This is a genomic window from Blastococcus aurantiacus (assembly GCF_900102425.1).
GTDB lineage: Bacteria > Actinomycetota > Actinomycetes > Mycobacteriales > Geodermatophilaceae > Blastococcus > Blastococcus aurantiacus.
The window spans coordinates 632765-651147 of the sequence record NZ_FNBT01000001.1 but is presented as its reverse complement, the minus strand read 5'-3'; the positions used below and the strand labels follow the sequence as shown (position 1 = coordinate 651147).

At 73.3% G+C, this 18383-nt stretch carries 19 protein-coding genes; 11 read left to right on the top strand and 8 right to left on the bottom strand.

Annotation, left to right across the window (positions count from 1 at the left end; all coding sequences use genetic code 11):
- Window position 1 precedes the first annotated feature (1 nt).
- From BLS70_RS03050 to BLS70_RS03040, 3 genes are read right to left on the bottom strand one after another with little or no spacing between them, the layout of a single operon-like run.
- Window positions 2-1132 (bottom strand): phosphotransferase family protein, encoded by a 1131-nt coding sequence (locus tag BLS70_RS03050; RefSeq protein WP_255362197.1) that lies wholly within the window; start codon window positions 1130-1132, stop codon window positions 2-4.
- Entirely contained in the window at window positions 1129-1875 is a 747-nt protein-coding gene (locus BLS70_RS03045; protein ID WP_091763988.1) for an SDR family oxidoreductase, read from the bottom strand. Before BLS70_RS03045 ends, BLS70_RS03050 begins: the two co-directional genes overlap by 4 nt.
- Complete coding sequence (locus BLS70_RS03040; protein ID WP_091763987.1) at window positions 1872-2696, bottom strand: SDR family NAD(P)-dependent oxidoreductase; 825 nt, start codon at window positions 2694-2696, stop codon at window positions 1872-1874. The genes BLS70_RS03045 and BLS70_RS03040 overlap by 4 nt, the downstream gene beginning before the upstream one ends.
- A gap of 130 nt (window positions 2697-2826) precedes the next feature.
- Here BLS70_RS03040 and BLS70_RS03035 point away from each other — a divergent pair, with 130 nt between their 5' ends.
- On the top strand, window positions 2827-3255 hold the full coding sequence (locus BLS70_RS03035; protein ID WP_218122247.1) for a VOC family protein: 429 nt from the start codon (window positions 2827-2829) through the stop codon (window positions 3253-3255).
- A gap of 53 nt (window positions 3256-3308) precedes the next feature.
- On the opposite strand, the gene BLS70_RS03030 is transcribed toward BLS70_RS03035, so the two are convergent.
- Window positions 3309-4685: a serine hydrolase domain-containing protein gene (locus BLS70_RS03030; RefSeq protein ID WP_091763986.1), complete on the bottom strand. Its 1377-nt coding sequence runs from the start codon at window positions 4683-4685 to the stop codon at window positions 3309-3311.
- Window positions 4686-4837: 152 nt separating this feature from the next.
- On the opposite strand from BLS70_RS03030, the gene BLS70_RS03025 reads away from it, so the two are divergent.
- Complete coding sequence (locus BLS70_RS03025) at window positions 4838-6187, top strand: ammonium transporter (RefSeq protein ID WP_218122246.1); 1350 nt, start codon at window positions 4838-4840, stop codon at window positions 6185-6187.
- Window positions 6188-6268: 81 nt separating this feature from the next.
- On the opposite strand, the gene BLS70_RS03020 is transcribed toward BLS70_RS03025, so the two are convergent.
- Window positions 6269-6889 carry a helix-turn-helix domain-containing protein gene (locus BLS70_RS03020; protein ID WP_255362196.1) on the bottom strand — a complete coding sequence of 207 codons (621 nt, stop codon included), beginning with the start codon at window positions 6887-6889 and terminating at the stop codon, window positions 6269-6271.
- A gap of 131 nt (window positions 6890-7020) precedes the next feature.
- Between BLS70_RS03020 and BLS70_RS03015 the strand changes: the two genes are divergently transcribed.
- The 4 genes from BLS70_RS03015 to BLS70_RS03000 are packed head-to-tail and all read left to right on the top strand — an operon-like array spanning window position 7021 to window position 9834.
- Window positions 7021-7380 (top strand): cupin domain-containing protein, encoded by a 360-nt coding sequence (locus BLS70_RS03015; protein ID WP_091763984.1) that lies wholly within the window; start codon window positions 7021-7023, stop codon window positions 7378-7380.
- Between the two features lie 5 nt (window positions 7381-7385).
- On the top strand, window positions 7386-7898 hold the full coding sequence (locus tag BLS70_RS03010) for a dimethylamine monooxygenase subunit DmmA family protein (RefSeq protein WP_091763983.1): 513 nt from the start codon (window positions 7386-7388) through the stop codon (window positions 7896-7898).
- A complete protein-coding gene (locus BLS70_RS03005; RefSeq protein ID WP_091763982.1) occupies window positions 7895-8866 on the top strand; it encodes a PDR/VanB family oxidoreductase in 972 nt (323 codons plus the stop codon). The genes BLS70_RS03010 and BLS70_RS03005 overlap by 4 nt, the downstream gene beginning before the upstream one ends.
- Complete coding sequence (locus BLS70_RS03000) at window positions 8863-9834, top strand: heme-dependent oxidative N-demethylase family protein (RefSeq protein ID WP_091763981.1); 972 nt, start codon at window positions 8863-8865, stop codon at window positions 9832-9834. The genes BLS70_RS03005 and BLS70_RS03000 overlap by 4 nt, the downstream gene beginning before the upstream one ends.
- Before the next feature lie 24 nt (window positions 9835-9858).
- Here BLS70_RS03000 and BLS70_RS02995 read toward each other — a convergent pair whose 3' ends face one another.
- The 3 genes from BLS70_RS02995 to BLS70_RS02985 all read right to left on the bottom strand — a co-directional run bounded on the left by BLS70_RS02995 (window position 9859) and on the right by BLS70_RS02985 (window position 12565).
- Window positions 9859-10089 carry a hypothetical protein gene (locus tag BLS70_RS02995; RefSeq protein ID WP_091763980.1) on the bottom strand — a complete coding sequence of 77 codons (231 nt, stop codon included), beginning with the start codon at window positions 10087-10089 and terminating at the stop codon, window positions 9859-9861.
- A 186-nt stretch (window positions 10090-10275) separates the two neighbouring features.
- Window positions 10276-10887 carry a hypothetical protein gene (locus BLS70_RS02990; RefSeq protein WP_091763979.1) on the bottom strand — a complete coding sequence of 204 codons (612 nt, stop codon included), beginning with the start codon at window positions 10885-10887 and terminating at the stop codon, window positions 10276-10278.
- An 82-nt stretch (window positions 10888-10969) separates the two neighbouring features.
- The gene (locus BLS70_RS02985) at window positions 10970-12565 is read right to left on the bottom strand and encodes an HNH endonuclease signature motif containing protein (RefSeq protein ID WP_091763978.1); all 1596 of its coding nucleotides are present in this window, start codon (window positions 12563-12565) and stop codon (window positions 10970-10972) included.
- Between the two features lie 235 nt (window positions 12566-12800).
- Here BLS70_RS02985 and glnT point away from each other — a divergent pair, with 235 nt between their 5' ends.
- From glnT to BLS70_RS02960, 5 genes are read left to right on the top strand one after another with little or no spacing between them, the layout of a single operon-like run.
- Window positions 12801-14195: a type III glutamate--ammonia ligase gene (gene glnT / locus BLS70_RS02980; protein WP_218122245.1), complete on the top strand. Its 1395-nt coding sequence runs from the start codon at window positions 12801-12803 to the stop codon at window positions 14193-14195.
- A 35-nt stretch (window positions 14196-14230) separates the two neighbouring features.
- On the top strand, window positions 14231-15124 hold the full coding sequence (locus BLS70_RS02975; protein ID WP_091763977.1) for a class II glutamine amidotransferase domain-containing protein: 894 nt from the start codon (window positions 14231-14233) through the stop codon (window positions 15122-15124).
- The gene (locus BLS70_RS02970; RefSeq protein WP_091763976.1) at window positions 15112-15846 is read left to right on the top strand and encodes a GltB/FmdC/FwdC-like GXGXG domain-containing protein; all 735 of its coding nucleotides are present in this window, start codon (window positions 15112-15114) and stop codon (window positions 15844-15846) included. The genes BLS70_RS02975 and BLS70_RS02970 overlap by 13 nt, the downstream gene beginning before the upstream one ends.
- Before the next feature lie 13 nt (window positions 15847-15859).
- A complete protein-coding gene (locus tag BLS70_RS02965) occupies window positions 15860-17161 on the top strand; it encodes an FMN-binding glutamate synthase family protein (protein ID WP_091763975.1) in 1302 nt (433 codons plus the stop codon).
- Window positions 17158-18354 (top strand): NAD(P)/FAD-dependent oxidoreductase, encoded by a 1197-nt coding sequence (locus tag BLS70_RS02960; RefSeq protein WP_091763974.1) that lies wholly within the window; start codon window positions 17158-17160, stop codon window positions 18352-18354. Before BLS70_RS02965 ends, BLS70_RS02960 begins: the two co-directional genes overlap by 4 nt.
- Window positions 18355-18383 lie beyond the last annotated feature (29 nt).

Genomic DNA, 18383 nt, shown 5'->3' with positions numbered 1-18383 from the left:
CTCAGGAGGCGCTCCCGACGGGTGCGGCAGCGCGCTCCGCGCTCATCCGGCGGGTGCGGGCGATGATCCGGCGGCAGCGCAGCTCGAGGACGACGACGGCGACGCCGAACAGCCGGAACTGCGGATTCGTCGTCTGCTTCGCCAGGTAGCGCGCGTAGACCTGCTGGGCGATGACGGCGACGCGGAACAGGCCGAAGACCTCGTACCACGCCCACTCGCGGTTGGTCACCGACGTGCCGGTGCGCGCGCAGTAGTGGGCGACCACCTGCTCGCGGGTGAGCATGCCCGGGAGGTGGGTCGGCTGCCGGCGGAAGGCCTGCATGAGGCGGCCGTCGTCGGCCTGCACCCAGTAGCCGAGCGCGCCGGCGAGATCCATCAGCGGGTCGCCGACGGTGGCCAGCTCCCAGTCGAGCAGCCCGATCGGGCGGGTGGGGTCGGCCGGGTCGAGGACGACGTTGTCGAAGCGGAAGTCGTTGTGGACCAGGGTGTGCCGGCGGTCGGCGGGCTGGTTCTCGTCGAGCCAGGCCATCACCGACCCGAACGTGCCGACGTTCCAGGTACGGGCGCGGCGGTAGCGCTGCGACCAGCCGTCGACCTGGCGGCGCACGTAGCCCGGGCCCTTGCCGAGGTCGGCCAGGCCGGTGCCCGCGACGTCGACAGCGTGCAGGCCGACGAGCAGGTCCAGCACGTTGCGGCACAGCGCGGCCACCTGGTCGCGGTCCAGGTCCACGCCGGGCGGCAGCTCCTTGCGGGGGATGGGTCCGGCCAGCCGCTGCATGACGTAGAACGGCGTGCCGATGACGCCGGCGTCCTCGCACAGGGCGACGGTGCGAGGGACGTAGGGCAGGACCCGGCCCAGCTCGGTCTGGATGCGGTGCTCGCGCGCCATGTCGTGCGCGCCCCCGGCGTGGGTGCCCTTCGGCGGGCGCCGCAGGATCAGGTCGCCGTCGGGGAAGCGCAGCAGGTAGGTCAGGTTGGAGACGCCCCCGGAGAACTGCCGCACCTCGGGGACGGCGGTCAGGTCCATGCCGGCGTCCTGCGCGTGGGTGGCCAGCCAGGCAGCCATCGCCTCGACGTCGAAGGCGTCCTCGGACCGGACGTCGCGGGCGCCCCCGGAGTCCGGTGCGGTCACGTCAGCTTCCGGACGACCGACAGGGGCAGCACCTTCATGAGCACGCCGATCGGCACCCACGGCCAGGCGGGGACGTAGGCCTTGGGACGGCGCTTCTCGATGGCCTCGACCATGCTGCGCACGCCGGTCGGGGTGTCGACCATGAAGCGCACCTTCTGCTCGACGTGCGCGTTCATCTCCGACCGGATGTAGCCCGGGTAGATCACCGAGACGTCCAGGCCCGGGATGCGTTCGGACCGCAGCCCCTCGGCCAGCGCGGCGACACCGGCCTTGGTCGCGGCGTAGGTGGTCATGGCCTTGCGCATGCCGCGCAGCGCGGACATCGAGGAGATCAGCACGAGGTGGCCACGCTGCTGGCGCCGGAAGATCTCCAGCGCCGCCTCGGTCTGGGCCAGCGCGCCGACGAAGTTGGTCATGGCGGTCGCCCGGTTCGCGTCCGCGCGGCCGGTGCCCAGGGCGGCGCCCTTGCCGATCCCGGCGTTGACGACCACCCGGTCGATCGAACCGAACGCATCGGCGAACCGGCCGAACACCGCGGGGACGGCGTCGGCGTCGGTCACGTCGAGCGCCGCGGTCTCCACCCTGCGGCCGGTGCGCGCGGTGATCTCCGCGGCCAGGGCGTCGAGCCGTTCGGTGCGCCGGGCGCACAGGGCGAGGTCGTAGCCCAGGTCGGCGAACTGCCGGGCCATCTCCTCGCCGAGGCCGGCGCTGGCGCCGGTGATCAGGACGACGCCGCGGCTCACGCCGTCGCCCCGTCCTGCTGCTCGGCGCCGTGGATGCGGGCACCCATCCGCAGCATCTGCCGGTCGTAGAGCGGCCGGGCCAGCCGCTTGGTCCAGTAGGCGATGCGGGCGTTGCGGTCGGGGAGGATCAGGAAGCGGCCGGCGTCGACGGCGCCCACGACGCGCTCGGCGATCTGCTCGGCGCCCAGCTTCGAGCCCTCGATGAGCCGGGTGGCGACCGTCTCCATCATCGGGTCGTCGCCGCCGAGGGAGGCCGCGAGGTTGGTGCGGAAGAAGGAGGGGCAGACGACCGAGACGTCGATCCCCCACGGGGCCAGCTCCCACCGCAGGCTCTCCGACAGCGCGACGACGGCGGCCTTGCCCGCGTCGTAGGAGGTCATCGCCGGCGGGTGCACCAGCCCGGCCGCGGAGGCGACGTTGACGATCCGGCCCGAGCCCTGCTCCTTGAGCAGCGGGACGAAGGTGCGGCAGCCGGTCACCGCGCCGAGGACGTTGACGTCCAGCACGCGGCGCCAGTGGTCGGCGCCCAGCCGGTCGATCCGGCCGCCGGCGGCGATGCCGGCGTTGTTGACCAGGACGTCCAGCCCGCCGAACCCGGTGCGCACGCGCTCGAGCGCGGCGGACCAGTCCTCCTGCGACGTGATGTCGAGGTGCTGGTAGACCGCACCGTCGGGCACGTCCGCGTCCGGTGCCAGATCGGTCACCAGCACGCGGTCCCCACGGGCGGCGAACCGGGCTGCGAGCGCGGCTCCCAGGCCGGAGGCGCCACCGGTCACCAGGACGCGACGAGGGATTCCGGGCGTGCTGGGGTTGCTGGGCATTCCCCGGACACTAGGAGCGCGCGGGGATCCCCGCGCGAGCGGGTCACTCGCAGCCGACGCCGGTGTCCTCCGAGGTGCGTGGAGGCGCGCGGCACGATCACCCGAAGGCGTCGGGCACGATGATGAGCCGGTGACCGAGTCGCCCGACGTGCGCATCGACTGCCTGACCATCGGGTCCGACGATCCCGTGGGCCTCGCGACCTTCTGGTGCGCTCTGCTGGGCTACCAGCGCCAGGAGAACTTCACGGCGTCCGTACGCATCGGACCGCGTTCCGGCGCCGGCCCGGTCCTGCTGTTCGCGCCGAACGCGACACCGACGAGGGAGAAGAGCAGGTTGCATCTCGATCTCCGTCCTGCGGACCGGGCGGCCACGGTCGAGCGAGCGATCGCGCTGGGCGCGCGGCGTGCACCGTGGGGGAGGGCCGAGTCGCGATGGACCGTGCTCGAGGATCCGGAAGGGAACGAGTTCTGCGTTCTGCAGTCCGAGCACGACTACGCCGACTTCGCGGCCCGGGCACGCGGGGAGTCGAGTCGCCGCCGTGGTGACTCCGGGAGCTGACCCGTCCACCGGGCACGTGCTGGGCCCGCGAGGTCGGCGCGTCGGCGGAGGAGCTACTCGATCGATCGGTGGGTGACCCCGGCCAGCCGGAGGGAGCGCACGCTCCCGTCGGGGGCCCGCTCGAGGTGGACGGCTTCGCCGGTGCCGCCGAACCCCGGCTCGGGGGCCACGCGCAGCGTGTCGGCGGCGACGATCTGCAGCTCCTCCATCCCGGGCAGCGGATCGGGCGCGGTCGGGCGGACCAGCACCAGCCGGCCGCCGAGCTCGACGACGTCGAGCACGCCCCACAGCCCGGCGAACCGGCCGGTGAACGAGTGCGGCGGCGGCGCGTCCACCGGCGGCGACGGCACCGTGGCGCGTGGCTGCAACGCCGCGTCGACCAGCTTCACCAGGCCGTGCGCGAGTTCCTGGGCGGGACCGTCGATGGCGTTGGTGAGCACGCTGACGACCAGTCCCGCGGCCGGGTCGGCGAGCGTCAGGGTGATGTGCCCGGGCCAGCCGCCGCTGTGCCCGACCAGCTTCCGGTCACCGACGGTGCTCAGGTCCACGCCGAGCCCGTACCTGCCGATCTCCGTGCCGTAGGCGGTCACCTCCGACTCGAGCCGCTGCATGATCCGCTGGGCGACGGTGGAGAGCAGCCGCTCGTCCCCGTGCACGAGGGCGGCCTCGGCGAAGGCGCTGAGCTCCTCGGCGGTGGAGAAGAAGCCGGTCGCCGGTGCGTAGGCGCCGGTGCGCGCGTGCCCGAGGGGTCGGCGGGTCCGCTCGCCCAGCAGCAGTGCGGTGTGGCCGGCGGCGTACTCCCCGGCCCGCCCGGGGTCGTGGTCGGCGCCGGTACGGGTCAGGCCCAGCGGCTCGAGGACGGCGCGACGGACGTGCTCGGCGTACGGGACGCCCGTGACGGCCTCGACGGCCAGGCCGACCAGCGCGTAGCCGACGTTGGAGTACTTGAAGCGCTCGTTGCGCCCGTGGACGGCACCGCCCCCGAGCACCGCGGCCACCAGCGCGGCGCGGTCGGGGAACGGCGCCTCCAGCTGCCAGAAGTCGGCGTGCGTGCCGTCGCGGGTGACGCCGGCCTGGTGCCCGAGCAGTTCGCGCACGGTGGCCTGCGCCAGCGGCGATCCGCCGTCGGCGAGCTCGGGGACGTGAACGCCGATCGGGTCGTCGAGCCGCATCCGGCCGGCCTCGACCAGCTGCAGGACGACGGTGGCGGTGAACGTCTTGGAGTGCGACGCGACGTGGAAGAGGTGCTCGGGCGTCAGGGGAGTGCCGGCGGCGTCCGCGACCCCGACCGCGGCGGAGAGCACCGGCTCGCCACCCGAGCGGACGGCGACCTGGACGCCGGGCACCCGCCGGTGCGCCGCCTGCGACTCCAGCCACGTGCGCAGGTAGGTCGCGGCGTCGCGGATGGTCGCGGTGGGGTCGGTCGTCACGGGACCGAGAGTTGCACGGGCGCCCTGGCGCCGCGGACGCGCCGGGCGGACACCGATGTCACCTGAACGTCACGTGGATGGACAGCCGGGGCAACAGAGGAACCGTCTACTCCCGCAGGACAGCGACCACTCTCAGTAGACGAAGGGCTCCCGTGGACGTCGGCAGCACTGCATTCATCCTCGCGGCGACGATGGCCGTCGCGCTCATGATCCCTGGCCTGGCGCTGTTCTACGGCGGCATGGTCTCCTCCCGCGGCATCCTCAACATGATCATGATGGTGTTCGGCGCCGTCGCGGTCGTGGGCGTGCTGTGGACCCTCTTCGGTTTCTCCGCCGTCTTCGGCGACTCCTACGGCGGAGTGGGGCTGCTCGGCAACCTCACCGAGTACGCCGGCCTCGGGTCGCTGGTCGCCGGGGACGAGGAGGCGGCGCTCCCACCGGCGCTGGTGGCGGTGTTCCAGGCGCTGTTCGCGGTGATCACCACCGCGCTGATCGCCGGAGCCGTCTCCGACCGGGTGCGCTTCGGCCCGTGGCTGGTGTTCGCGGGGCTGTGGGCGGCGCTGGTCTACTTCCCGGTCGCCCACTGGGTCTTCGCGTTCGACTCCGCCGACGGCAGCGTCTCCGGTGGCTGGATCGCCAACAAGCTGGCCGCCGTCGACTTCGCCGGTGGCACCGCGGTGCACATCAACGCCGGCATCGGCGCGCTCGCCCTGGTCCTCGTCGTCGGCAAGCGGACCGGCTGGCCGCGGCAGGCCCGCCCCAACAACCTCCCGCTGGTCGCCCTGGGCGCCGGCATCCTCTGGTTCGGGTGGTTCGGCTTCAACGGCGGCTCCGCGCTGGCCGCGGGCAACAGCGCCTCGGTCGTCATGCTCAACACCTTCAACGCCACCTGCGCCGCGATCCTCGCGTGGCTGGTCGTCGAGAAGCTGCGCGACGGGCACGCCACCACGCTGGGCGGGATGTCCGGCGCCATCGCCGGCCTGGTCGCCATCACCCCGGCGTGCGGCGCGGTGACCCCGCTCGGTGCGCTCGCGGTGGGCGCCGTCGCCGGCGTCGTCTGCCCGCTGGCCATCGCGCTGAAGTACCGCTTCGGCTACGACGACTCGCTCGACGTCGTCGGCGTCCACCTGGTCGGCGGCGTCGTCGGCACCCTGCTTGTCGGGTTCCTCGGGTCCGCCGAGGCGCCCAGCGGCCGGGACGGCCTGTTCTACGGCGGTGGCCTGGAGCTGCTCGGCGTGCAGGCGACGGCCACGGCCGCCGTTGTCGGGTACGGGTTCGTCGTCTCGCTGCTCATCGCCCTCGCGGTGCACAAGACGATGGGCCTGCGGCTGACGCCGGAGTCGGAGTCCACGGGCGTCGACCTCGACCAGCACGCGGAGGTCGCCTACGACCTCGAGGGCACGGTGCACACGCCGGGCACCTCGCCGACGCCGCAGGCGGTCATCGCCTCGGCCGAGCGGCTGGTGGCGTCGTCCGCCGCCGAGGGCCGGCCGACGACCTGATCCACCCGCGACGACGTGGGGGCCGGCACCGCGAGGTGCCGGCCCCTGTGTCGTGGAAGGGCTGTCGTGCGGTGCTGCGCGTCAGGCCACGTGGCCGTAGGCGGTGACGGCGAGGAAGCGGATCGGCAGCTCGACCAGCTCGGCCGGGCCGTGCGGGCCCTCCCCGTCGAAGACCAGGGAGTCGCCCGGGTGCATCTCGTAGCGCGCCTGCCCGTGGCCGTAGACCATCACGCCGTCGAGCATGTAGAGGAACTCGGTGCCCGGGTGCTGGAACAGCGGGAAGACCTCGCTGGCCTCCGTGAGCGTCACCAGGAGCGGCTCGAGGCGCTTGTGCTCACCGCGGAGCGCGCCCAGCAGCTGGTAGAGGTGGCCGACGTTGCTGCCGCGACGGGCGATCTGGGCGCCGTGACCGGCCGGCGTGTGCACGGCCTCGCGCTCGGCGTCCAGACCGCGGAAGAGCGCGGTGACCGGGACGGCGAGCGCCTCGGCGAGCCGGGCGAGGCTGGACAGGCTGCACGAGGTCTGCGCGTTCTCGATCTTCGACAGCATCGCCTTGCTCATGCCGGTCAGCCGCGCCAGCTCGGCCAGCGAGATGCCCTTGGCCAGCCGCAGCTCGCGGACCCGCATGGCGATGACGTCCTCGAGATGACCGCTCGGGGTCTCCTCCCGGGGGGTGCCCTCGGGCACCGGCAGAGCCTCCACGCGGCCCAGCTTAGGTGCGGTGAAGGGTCCCGAACGGCGATGCCGCGAGAACGTAACTGCCGGGTAACCCGTCCGGGGGTCCACCCTCCATACCGTCTGTCCACCACCAGTGGACGACCTCCGGAGCGGACATGACCACCAGCGCGACCCGTATCGGACACGTGAGCGGAGCCTTCCGCAACCTGCCGCGGATGGCGGACCCGGGCACCCGCGCCTACATCGGTGACGCCCTCGCCAACCCCGGCGGAGCCGAGATCTGCAGCGGCTTCTTCGAGTTGTTCGCCGGCGCTCCGCTGGACTACGAGTACACGTACGACGAGATGAAGGTCGTCGTCGAGGGCGAGTTCCACCTGACCGACCTCGACAGCGGCCAGCAGGTCGTCGCCGGCCCGAAGGACGTGCTGTTCTTCCCGAAGGGCTCGCGGATCCGGTTCGAGACGCCGGACCGGGCGCTGGGTTTCTACACCGGCCACCGCTCGTTCGCGCCCTGACCGCCGTGGGCGCAGAGCACACCAGCGTGCCGCGCTGGGGCACCGAGCGGCCGGCGCCGGACCCATCGGCCCGCGCACTGCTGCTGGTCGGCTTCGGCGCGCGGGGCTGCGCAATCACCACCGCCTGGGCCGCCGACGTCCCGGCCGGCCGCGCGGTCGAGGTGCTGGCCGCGGACGACGCCGACGAGGCCGTGCTCGCCGTCCTGACCGCCCGGATCGCCGGGGCCCGCGTGGGCTGGCGGCTGATGCTGGCCGGTCCGGAGGCCGACGTGCTGGCCGCCCGCGCCGTCGCGCTGCGGGCGGGGGTGCTGGACGCGGAGATCCGCTGCGCGGTGACCAGCACCGAGCGCAAGCGGGTGTACTGCCCGCACTGCCGCACCACGACGGCGACGACGGCGCCCGTGGCGGGGGAGACCCCGTGCGACGGGTGCGGTCGCCGGCTGCACGTCTACGCCCACGTCTCGCGCCGAGCGGGTGCGTACCTGGGCTTCATGGCCGACGCCGAGGAGGTCGCGTGACCGCCACCCTCCCGGCGCGGACTGCCGCACGCACCGGCGTCCTCGTGCTCGCGGTGGCCGCGGTGGCCGACGACGTCCCCGGGATCCGGACGCTGACCCTCCGCCGGTCCGAGGGCGGACCGCTCCCCGCCTACCCGGCGGGCAGCCACCTCGTCATGGACTGCGGGGACCGGCGCAACGCCTACTCGCTGACCGGCGACGGCTCGCCGGCCGAGGAGTACCGGGTGTCGGTGCTGCTGTGCCCCGACGGGGACGGCGGCTCGGCGTTCGTGCACCGCCTGGCGGTGGGCGACGTCGTCACCGCCTCCCGGCCGCGGAGCGCGTTCGCCCCGGTGTCGACGGCGCGGCACCACCTGCTGGTCGCGGGGGGTATCGGGATCACGCCGATGCTGTCGCATGCGCGCGCCGCGGTGCGCTGGAAGCGCTCGTTCGAGCTGCTCTACGGGCACCGACCGGGTGCCGGCGCCCACCTGGACGAACTCCGGGACCTGTGCGGCGACCGGCTGGCCGCCTACGGGTCGACGCCGGAAATGCTGGCAGCGGTGCGGGCGGCGCTGGCCGACCGGCCGCTGGGCACCCACGTGTACGTGTGCGGCCCGGCGCCGTTGATCGCCTTCGTCGAGGAGACCGCCGCGGAGCTGGGCTGGCCGGCGGAGCGGGTGCACGCGGAGCGGTTCTCGGCGGCCGACCTCGACCCGGGCGAGCCGTTCACCGCCCGGCTGGCGCGCTCCGGCACGCGGGTGCCGGTGCCGTCGGGCACCAGCCTGCTCAGCGCGCTGGAGGAGGCGGGGGTGGCGGTGCCGAACCTGTGCCGGCAGGGCGTGTGCGGGGAGTGCCGCGTGCCGGTGCGCAGCGGGCGGCCGCTGCACCGCGACCTGTACCTGTCCGAGGCCGAGCGCGCCGCCGGCGACGCGGTCATGTGCTGCGTCTCCCGCAGCGTCGACGACGAGCTGGAGCTGGACCTGTGACCACTGCACTCTCTTCCCGGGTTGCCCGCTTCCCGTTCCCGTTCGCGACGGACAGCTACCGGTACTCGACCAACGTCGAGCCCGCGCGCCGGCCGGTCACGACGGCGGCCGGCGGCTGGGGGGCCGGCGTGCTCGACGTGGACGACGACTACGCCGCGGAGCTGGCGGAGCGCCGCGCCGTCCTTGCCGCGGACCCGACCCGCTGCCAGGAGCTGCCGCACATGCGGGTGGCCTCGTGGGACGCGCTGACCACGCTGCTGCCCGAGCTGGCCGACACCTTGCCGGGTACGACGTCGCTGGACCGGGTCGGCGACCGCTGGACGTGGCGCAACGACCGGCTCGGCACCGCGCGCACGTTCACCGTCGGCGACGACGACTCGCTGCCGGAGGGGCCGCTGGCGTTCCTGGGCAGCCAGATCCAGGACGACGTGGTGCTGCTCGACCAGCGCGAGGGCGCGCTGTGGGCCGACGCCGGGCTGGTGACCTTCGCGGCCGACTGGTCGATGGGCTTCGACGTCGGGATGCGGTTCCTGGAGGTGCACGGCCCGGTGCCGCGGGTGCACGAGGCGGGGGTGGTGCAGCGGGCCGAGCAGTTCCTCATGCGGCTGCAGCCGGGGGAGGAGTACCGGCGGACCAACTGGACGATGACCGTCGACCGGCGGTTGGACACCTCCACCGAGACCTACGCCGACTGGGGCCGCGACCGGCGGCTGGTGGTCGACGATCCGGCACTGCCCGACCGGCTGCACCTGCGGGTCGAGGTGCAGCACCTGATCCGGCTCGGCGTCTCGAACGCCGTCTGCTTCCTGGTGCGCACGCACGTGCTGTCGCTGCGCGAGCTGGCCACCGTGCCGGAGTGGCGGCAGCGCTTCGCCGCCGTCCTCGCCGAACTGCCCGATGACATGGCGGACTACAAGGGCCTGACCCGCTTCCGCGGAGCCGCTGTCGACTGGCTGACCTCGCGCTGACCGTTCGCCTGTGGGGAGGCCTGCTCAGAGCCGGAGGGTGCCGAGGACCACCAGGACGACACCGACTCCGAGGATGAGTGCGCCGACGCCCACGATGTAGCGGGGGTAGCCGTCGTTCGGGTCGCTGACCTGAGTTTTGTGCCTGCTCCGCATGGCGTCGGCTCCACGCGCGTTCCATGCGGTCAGCGGGCGGCGGAAGAGGAGCAACCCCGTGCCCAGCGCAACGGCGAACCCGCCCACCCACAGAAGCGTCATGCAGCTCTCCCCGGGTCCATGTCGCCATCCTCCGGGCGGGCTGACTCAGTCGCGAGCCACATTGCCGGGCAGCGGTCGCGGGATGATCTGCGGGCCTGGAACGGGGAGGCTGACTGGGGACGGCCGCGGCACGGTGCGCCGTTGCGTGCCAGGGGTGGCGCCCTCATCGCGGCTGTAGCCGGCCATCTACTGACTCCGGCTACGACCCTTGAGTATCGCGGTCGCCTCGTTGGCGAGGACGGGGTCGGCTGCGACAGATTCGATGACTGCTCGGCCCTGTCCAGCCTCGATCCGATTGCCGATCCTGTTGATCGGACGCAAGAAGTAGATGCGGCACTGGCCGAGGCCGTCATCCCGGATGAAGCCCAGCAGCTCCTCGTAGTGCCCACGGGTCGCGCAGTTGCTCAGCGCCGCTGACAGTCGATCCCGTACGACGTCTCTTTCGGTGTCGAGCATCATGTCGCGGAGGTCACCCCACCATGCGCGAGCCGAGGGGTGGTCGAGTCCCTGGCCGATGCCTTCAAGGACCCGTTCCGGGTAGTCGAGTGCAAGGTGCCGGAGAAGGACCGGTATGGCCTGCGGACGCGAGTCCGGAATCTTGTACAGGTCCCAGACGGAATCCAGGTCGAGACCGAGGGCCTTGAGGTCCGCTACGACGGGTTGCTCAGCAATCCTGTTGAGCCGTGCGCGCTCAGCGCGTTCTGATTCCACGCGCTCCAGTTCGGCGCGGTAGGCAGGGTCCTCGCGCTTTCTCCGCTCGAGTTCCGCCTTCACCTCGGTGGCTGACTTCGCGACCACGCCACGCACCCTAACCGCGCCGTCGGCACGTGATACCTGAGGCATGACAGCGTTGGCGACCTGGGAGGACAGGGCACAGCCATCAGAACGGGGGCGAGTCGTCGAGCGTCGGTGTGGCAACCCGGTGTGCCAGCTCGTCCGCGTGCGCCCGCCAGCCGGGTGGGCGGGTCATCCGGGTGACTCCGCTGGGAGTGGTCACCGAGAGCACGCCGTCCGTGGTCATCGCGTAGCGCCAGCCGCGGGCGTGGGTCTTCAGACGGTGGTGCCGGCGGCACAGGCAGCAGAGGTTGCCGCAGTCGGTGGGTCCGCCGTCGTCGTGCGGGACGACGTGGTCGAGATCTGTCCAGGCTGCGCGGCCGGTGCAGCCGGGTTGGCGACAGGTCCGGTCGCGGGTCCGGGTGAAGCGTTCCTGGGCGGGGGAGTGGCGGTACCGGTCGACCGGCGCGGGGCGGTCGAGGACCGGGCACCCGCAATCGCCGTCGGGGTGGGTAGGGCACCCGCGGCGGACGAGCCGCTCGAGCTCGGCGCGGCTGACGGTGGCGCGCAGGGCTCCGGTCGCGGGATCGGTGAGGGCGATGCCGAGGCTCCCGCCGGTCGGCGCCTGCAGGCCGCCCGGGCAGAGCGAGTCGAGCTGGGTCAGCAGGTCGCGGAGCTGGCCGGCGGTGATGGGGTGCCCGTCCACCTCGCCGGGCTCTACCGGTGCGGGACGGGCGCCCCGCGGCAGGACCTCCGCCGGGTGGTCGCAGCTCGGCCCGCCGAGCGTGGGCAGCGGCGCGATCACAGTGACGTGCGCGCTGACCGTCGACTCGCCGCTGTCCCCGGGCCGGAGCACGGCGTCGGTGAGGAAGGCGGCGCGCAGCATCCCGATCGGGCGCACGTCACCGGCGAGCTTGGCCTCGCGGGCCAGGGCGTCGACGGCGGCGTGCACGGCCGCCGCCTCGGGGGCCGGCAGGAACGCGCGCAGCTCGGCCATGCCGTCCTCGGCTGAGTGCACCGTGACGTCGGCGGAGCGCTCGGCCCGCTTGCGGCGCCGCTCGGCTGCGGACGCGTCGCGGCTGATCAGCTCGCGGCGGAGGAACGCCCGCAGCTTCGTCACCGAGAGCTCCGCGGCCCGCGAGAGCGCCGCGGTTTCCACCTCCGCGACCACCTCGGGGTCGGTGTTCCGGGCCGGCCAGCCGAGCTCCGCGGCGAAGGCCCGTGCGCGGGGACAGTCGAGCGCGCCGTCGGCGAGCGCGGCCCAGGTGGAGGGCAGCCGCTCGACCAGCGTGTGCGCGTGTTCGGCGAGCACCGTCGCGCCGGTGCGCGAGCAGTTGAGGACCAGCGCCAGCTCGTCGGCGAAGAACTCGCTCACCTCGGGCAGCGGCTCGTCGACCTCCTCACGCGCCCACCGCGGCGAGGGGGCGCCAACAGTGCCTGGACGCGGATCGTCGTGGCGGCCTCGGTCGCGAGCCAGGGAGACGACCAGCTCGGCCTTGTAGGCGGCCAGTCGGGCCTCCACCTCGACGACCCGCTCGAGTTCCCGGGCCTTCTCCTGCGGTGTGCGGCGGGCGGCCGGCATCAGACGACCCAGGGGAACGGGGCGTCCGTCGAGATCCGGCGGGGGCATCTCCACGGCGAACGGCAGGGCCACGACCGGGGCGGCCGTGACCGTGACGCCGTAGGAGCCTCCGTCGGACATGCCTCGAAACTAGCTGGGGGGTACGACAGCTTCCGCAGGTCAGCGGCCCGTCGGTAGCAGGAGCGCGCCGGCCCGGCTGTCGACGGCCGGCCCGCCGGCGAGCAGCGACGGGGCGGCCCCGCGGGACTCGCGGCAACACGAACTCAGCGCCGCGGTAACGCCGGCGAAACCGGAGCCCCGTCTACTCACATGCGACAGAGGTTCACGACAGTGAACAGCTACTCCGGAGGTCCCCGTGTCGCTCACCGCCGCCCGTCCCGACGCCCCGCCGGTCCCCGAACAGGTGCCCACCCCCGGCCGTGCAGCGCTCGATGTCGAAGGCCAGCCCACGCCCGACCTGGTGACGAAGGCCCGCGCCGACGGCATCGAGTTCATCCTCGCCCTGTTCGTCGACCTGACCGGCAAGCCGTGCGCCAAGCTCGTCCCGATCGAGGCCGTCGAGGAGCTGCAGACCGACGGGGTCGGCTTCGCCGGCTACGCCGTCGGCGCCATGGGCCAGGAGCCGAAGGACCCCGACCTCATCGCCATCCCCGACCCGTCGTCCTACATGCCGGTGCCCTTCCTCCGGCCGGGGCTGGCGATCGTGCACTGCGACCCGCACGTCGAGGGAACGCCGTGGCCCTACGCCCCGCGCGTCATCCTCCGCGAGCAGCTCGCGAGAGCCGCCGAGCTCGGCCTCGAGCTCAAGGTGGGCGCCGAGGTCGAGTACTTCCTCGTCGAGCGCGCCCCCGACGGCGCACTGCGGCCCGCTGACGCCAAGGACACCGCCGAGCGCCCCTGCTACGACGCCCGCGGCCTGACCCGCATGTACGAGCACCTGACCGCCGTCTCCAAGGCGATCAACTCCCTGGGCTGGGGCAACTACGCCAACGACCACGAGGACGGCAACGGCCAGTTCGAGCAGAACTTCGCCTACGCCGACGCGCTGACCACCGCCGACCGCGTCGTCACCCTCCGGTACCTGCTCTCGGTCATGGCCGAGGAGCGCGGCATGACCGCGACCTTCATGCCCAAGCCGTTCACCGACCGCACCGGCAGCGGCCTGCACATGCACCTCTCGCTGTGGCGCGACGGCGCGCCGGCCTTCCCGGACGCCGACGACGCCCGCGGCCTCGGGCTGAGCCCCCTGGCCTACTCCTTCGTCGCGGGGCTGCTCGACCACGCGTGCGGGATGCAGGCCGTGCTCGCGCCCACGGTCAACTCCTACAAGCGCACCGGCGCCACCTCGACCCGCTCGGGCGCCACCTGGTCCCCGCGGCAGGCGACCTACGGCGGCAACGACCGCACCCACCTGCTGCGCGTCCCCGACGGCAACCGCGTCGAGCTGCGCGGCGGCGACGGCTCGGCCAACCCCTACCTCGCGGCGGCCGCCGCGCTCGCCGCCGGCCTGGACGGCATCCGCCGCAACCTCGACCCGGGCGACCCCGGCGCCAACCGCAGCGACCCGCTGCCGCCGACCCTCCTGCACGCCGTCGAGCAGCTGGAGGCCGACCCGGTCGTCACCGGCGCGCTCGACGCCGCCGGCGCCGGCGTCAGCAGCTACTTCGCCGGCCTCAAGCGCGACGAGTTCTTCGAGTGGCACGGCCAGGTCTCCAGCTGGGAGGTCGACCGCTACGTGACCGCCTTCTGACCCGCCGAGAAGACCGACCGAGAAAGGAACCACCCATGTGCGGGATCGTCGGGCTCCACCTGCGGGAGCCCTCCCTGTACCCCCGGCTCGGCGAGCTGCTGACCGGGATGCTCTGCCAGGTCACCGAGCGCGGCCCCGACTCCGCCGGCGTCGCCGTCTACGGCGACCCCCGATGGTCACCGCCCGGGCACGCCTCGGTCTCCCTGCTCCCGGGGACGACGACGCCGGACGAGGTGGCGACGGCGCTTCGTGCCGCCGTCCCCGGGGTCGCGGTCGTCGACGCCGGTCAGACGCTGGTCGTGCACGCGCCGGTCGACGTCGACACCCTCGTCGCCGCCGTCCGCACCGCGCTGCCCGACCTGCTCGTCATCGGCTCGGGCGAGGAGGTCGCCGTCCTCAAGGGCGTCGGCCACCCGCAGTTGCTGGCCGCCGAGTTCGACCTGGCGCAGGCGCAGGGCTGGCAGGGGGTCGCCCACACCCGGATGGCCACCGAGTCGGCCGTCACCCCGGCGCACTGCCACCCGTTCTCCGTCGGCACCGACCAGTGCCTCGTGCACAACGGCTCCTTCGCCAACCACGCCACCATCCGCCGCGAGCTGGTCGCCGGCGGCGCCGTCTTCGACTCCGACAACGACTCCGAGGTCGGCGCCCGCTTCGTCGCCGCGCAGCTGGCCGCCGGCTACGACCTGGAGAAGTCGCTGAAGCTCCTCTGCGAGCGGTTCGACGGCTTCTACACGCTGCTCGTCTCCACCAAGGACAGCTTCGCGATCGTCCGCGATGCCATCGCCTGCAAGCCCGCCGTCGTCGCCGAGACCCCGGAGTGGGTCGCGATGGCGTCCGAGTACCGCGCCCTCGCCGGCCTGCCCGGCGTCGAGCACGCCCGCATCTTCGAACCCGAGCCGGAGGAGGTCTACGCATGGCAGCGCTGAGCACGCCCCTGGACGTGCACGAGCCCAACAGCACGACCGAGGCGGTGGTCGACCTCTCGGTCTCCGACGTCCGGCAGCTGAACGCCGCGCTGCACGCGCCCGACGTGGCGGAGAAAGTGCCATCGTGGCGGGTCACCCACCCCGACGGGCGGCACAGCATCGCCGTCGGCCTGGACGCCGAGGTGTCGGTCGAGATCGACGGCCACGTCGGCTACTACTGCGCCGGCATGAACAAGAGCGCCACGGTGACCGTCCACGGCAACGCCGGCGTCGGGGTGGCCGAGAACATGATGAGCGGCACGGTGCGCGTGCGTGGCAACGCCAGCCAGTCCGCCGGCGCCACCGCCCACGGCGGCCTGCTGGTCGTGGAGGGGTCCGCCGCCGCGCGGTGCGGCATCTCCATGAAGGGTGTGGACATCGTCGTCGGCGGCGACGTCGGGCACATGAGCGCGTTCATGGGCCAGGCCGGCCGGCTCGTCGTCTGCGGCGACGCGGGGGACGCGCTCGGTGACTCCCTCTACGAGGCCCGCATCTACGTGCAGGGCTCGGTGAAGTCCTTGGGCGCCGACTGCATCGAGAAGGAGATGCGCGCCGAGCACCTGGCCGAGCTCGCCGAGCTGCTCGCCGCCGCCGGCATGTCCGCCGACCCGGCCGGCTTCCGCCGCTACGGCTCGGCCCGCCAGCTCTACAACTTCCACGTCGACAACGCCTCGGCGTACTGAGGGGACGACCCAGATGCTCCGCGAATCAGCCACCTTCGACCGGGCCACCATCGCCGACATCCAGCGCGCGGCCGAGACCGGCATCTACGACATCCGCGGTGGCGGGGCCAAGCGCCGCGTCCCGCACTTCGACGACCTGCTCTTCCTCGGCGCGAGCATGTCCCGCTACCCGCTCGAGGGGTACCGGGAGCGGTGCGACACCGACGTCGTCCTCGGGGACCGCAACGCCAGCTACCCGCTGCACCTCTCCACCCCGGTCACCATCGCCGGGATGAGCTTCGGCGCGCTGTCCGGCCGCGCCAAAGAGGCCCTCGGCCGCGGCGCCAGCGAGGTCGGCACCAGCACCACCACCGGGGACGGCGGGATGACGCCGGAGGAGCGCGGCCAGTCCAAGCACCTCGTCTACCAGTACCTGCCGTCGCGCTACGGGATGAACCCCGACCACCTGCGCATGGCCGACGCCATCGAGATCGTCCTCGGCCAGGGCGCCAAGCCCGGCGGTGGCGGCATGCTGCTCGGCCAGAAGATCACCGAGCGGGTCGCCGGGATGCGAACCCTGCCGATGGGCGTCGACCAGCGCAGCGCCTGCCGGCACCCGGACTGGACCGGGCCCGACGACCTGGAGATCAAGATCCGCGAGCTGCGCGAGATCACCGACTGGGAGAAGCCGGTCTACGTCAAGATCGGCGCCAGCCGCACCTACTACGACGTCAAGCTCGCGGCCAAGGCCGGCGCCGACGTCATCGTGCTCGACGGCATGCAGGGCGGCACCGCCGCGACGCAGGACGTGTTCATCGAGCACGTCGGCATCCCGACGCTGGCCGCGCTGCCCCAGGCCGTGCAGGCGCTGCAGGAGGAGGGCCTGCACCGGCATGTGCAGCTGGTGGTCTCCGGCGGCATCCGGAACGGTGCCGACCTCGCCAAGTGCATGGCCCTGGGTGCCGACGCCGTGGCGATCGGCACCGCCGCGCTCATCGCGCTCGGCGACAACGCGCCGCACCTCGACGAGGAGTATCGGAAGCTCGGCTCCGCGGCCGGCTTCTACGACGACTGGCAGGCCGGCCGGGACCCCGCGGGCATCACCACGCAGGACCCGGAGCTCGCCGACCGCCTCGACCCCGTCGTCGGCGGCCGGCGGCTGGCCAACTTCATCCGCGTCATGACCATGGAGGCTCAGGTCATCGCCCGCGCCTGCGGCAAGGCGCACCTGCACTCGCTGGAGCCCGAGGACCTCGTCGCACTCAGCATCGAGGCCGCCGCCATGGCCCGGGTGCCGCTGGCCGGCACGTCGTGGATCCCGGGGCAGCCGCTGTGACGCCGGGGGGCACCAGCGCGGACGTCGTGATCGTCGGCGGTGGGCTCGAGGGCGCCGCCACCGCCTGGGCCCTGGCGCAGCGGGGAGTCACCGACGTACTCGTCTGCGAGCGGGACACCGTCGGCTCCGGCGGCACCGGCAAGTCCAGCGGGGTGGTGCGCTGCCACTACGGCGTCTCCTCGCTCGCCGCGATGGCCAACGCCGGGCTCGAGGTCTTCGAGCACGCCGCCGACGTGCTGGGGGAGGACGTCGGCTTCACTTCTACCGGCTACGTCGTCGGCGTGGGCCCCGAGAACGTCGACGCACTGCGGGCCAGCCTGGCCAACCAGCGCGCGCTGGGCGTGCAGACGCAGGAGATCGACCGCGACGAGGTCGCCCGCCTCTGGCCGGCGGCGGACCTCGACGACTTCGCCGCCTTCGGCTGGGAGCCGCGCGGCGGCTACGGCGACGCCTACCGGACCGCGCAGGCCTTCGCCGCCGTCGCCCGCCGGGCGGGGGTGCAGATCCGGCAGGGGACGCCGGTCACCGAGGTGCTGGTCGACGGCGGCCGGGCGACCGGCGTGCGACTGGCCGACGGCGCCACCGTCGCGGCGGGCACCGTCGTCGTGGCGGCCGGCCCCTGGTCGGTCGCGCTGCTGGCCCCGCTCGGCATCGACCTGCCCGTCCGGGTGCACCGCGAGGCGATCGTGCTGCTCGACCCGGGCACCGACCTCGGCGCGGTCCCGGTCTTCTCCGACCTGGTCTCGCTGCAGTACATCCGCGCCGAGGGCGGGGGGCAGCTGCTGTTCGGCAACAGCGACCTCTCGGTGCCCGAGCCCGCCGACCCCGACCGCTACCTCAACCGGGCCACCGACGACTTCCTCGAGATGGCGGTCGGGAAGGTCGCGCACCGCTTCCCGGGGCTGGAGAACGCCTCGGTCAGCGGCACCTACGCTGGCTGCTACGACGTGACGCCGGACTTCAACCCCGTCATCTCCGAGACGCCGGTCGAGGGGCTGGTGGTCGCGGCCGGGTTCAGCGGCCACGGCTTCAAGATCTCGCCCGCCGTCGGCCGGCTGGTGGCCGACCTCGTCGTCGACGGGAAGAGCTCGGACCCCGACGTCCCGGAGTCGGACTTCCGGCTCTCCCGGTTCGCCGAGGGGCACCTGCTCACCAGCCCGTTCCCCTACGTCGGGGCGGGGGAGATGCGCTGAGGGGGTGGACGGTCGCGCCGGGAAGCGGC

Excerpts from the sequence above, each read along its gene's own strand:
- BLS70_RS03040 (WP_091763987.1), bottom strand. The coding sequence starts at position 2,696 with ATGCCCAGCAACCCCAGCACGCCCGGAATCCCTCGTCGCGTCCTGGTG.
- BLS70_RS03015 (WP_091763984.1), top strand. The coding sequence starts at position 7,021 with ATGACCACCAGCGCGACCCGTATCGGACACGTGAGCGGAGCCTTCCGC.
- BLS70_RS02995 (WP_091763980.1), bottom strand. The coding sequence starts at position 10,089 with ATGACGCTTCTGTGGGTGGGCGGGTTCGCCGTTGCGCTGGGCACGGGG.
- BLS70_RS02985 (WP_091763978.1), bottom strand. The coding sequence starts at position 12,565 with ATGTCCGACGGAGGCTCCTACGGCGTCACGGTCACGGCCGCCCCGGTC.
- BLS70_RS02975 (WP_091763977.1), top strand. The coding sequence starts at position 14,231 with ATGTGCGGGATCGTCGGGCTCCACCTGCGGGAGCCCTCCCTGTACCCC.
- BLS70_RS02970 (WP_091763976.1), top strand. The coding sequence starts at position 15,112 with ATGGCAGCGCTGAGCACGCCCCTGGACGTGCACGAGCCCAACAGCACG.
- BLS70_RS02965 (WP_091763975.1), top strand. The coding sequence starts at position 15,860 with ATGCTCCGCGAATCAGCCACCTTCGACCGGGCCACCATCGCCGACATC.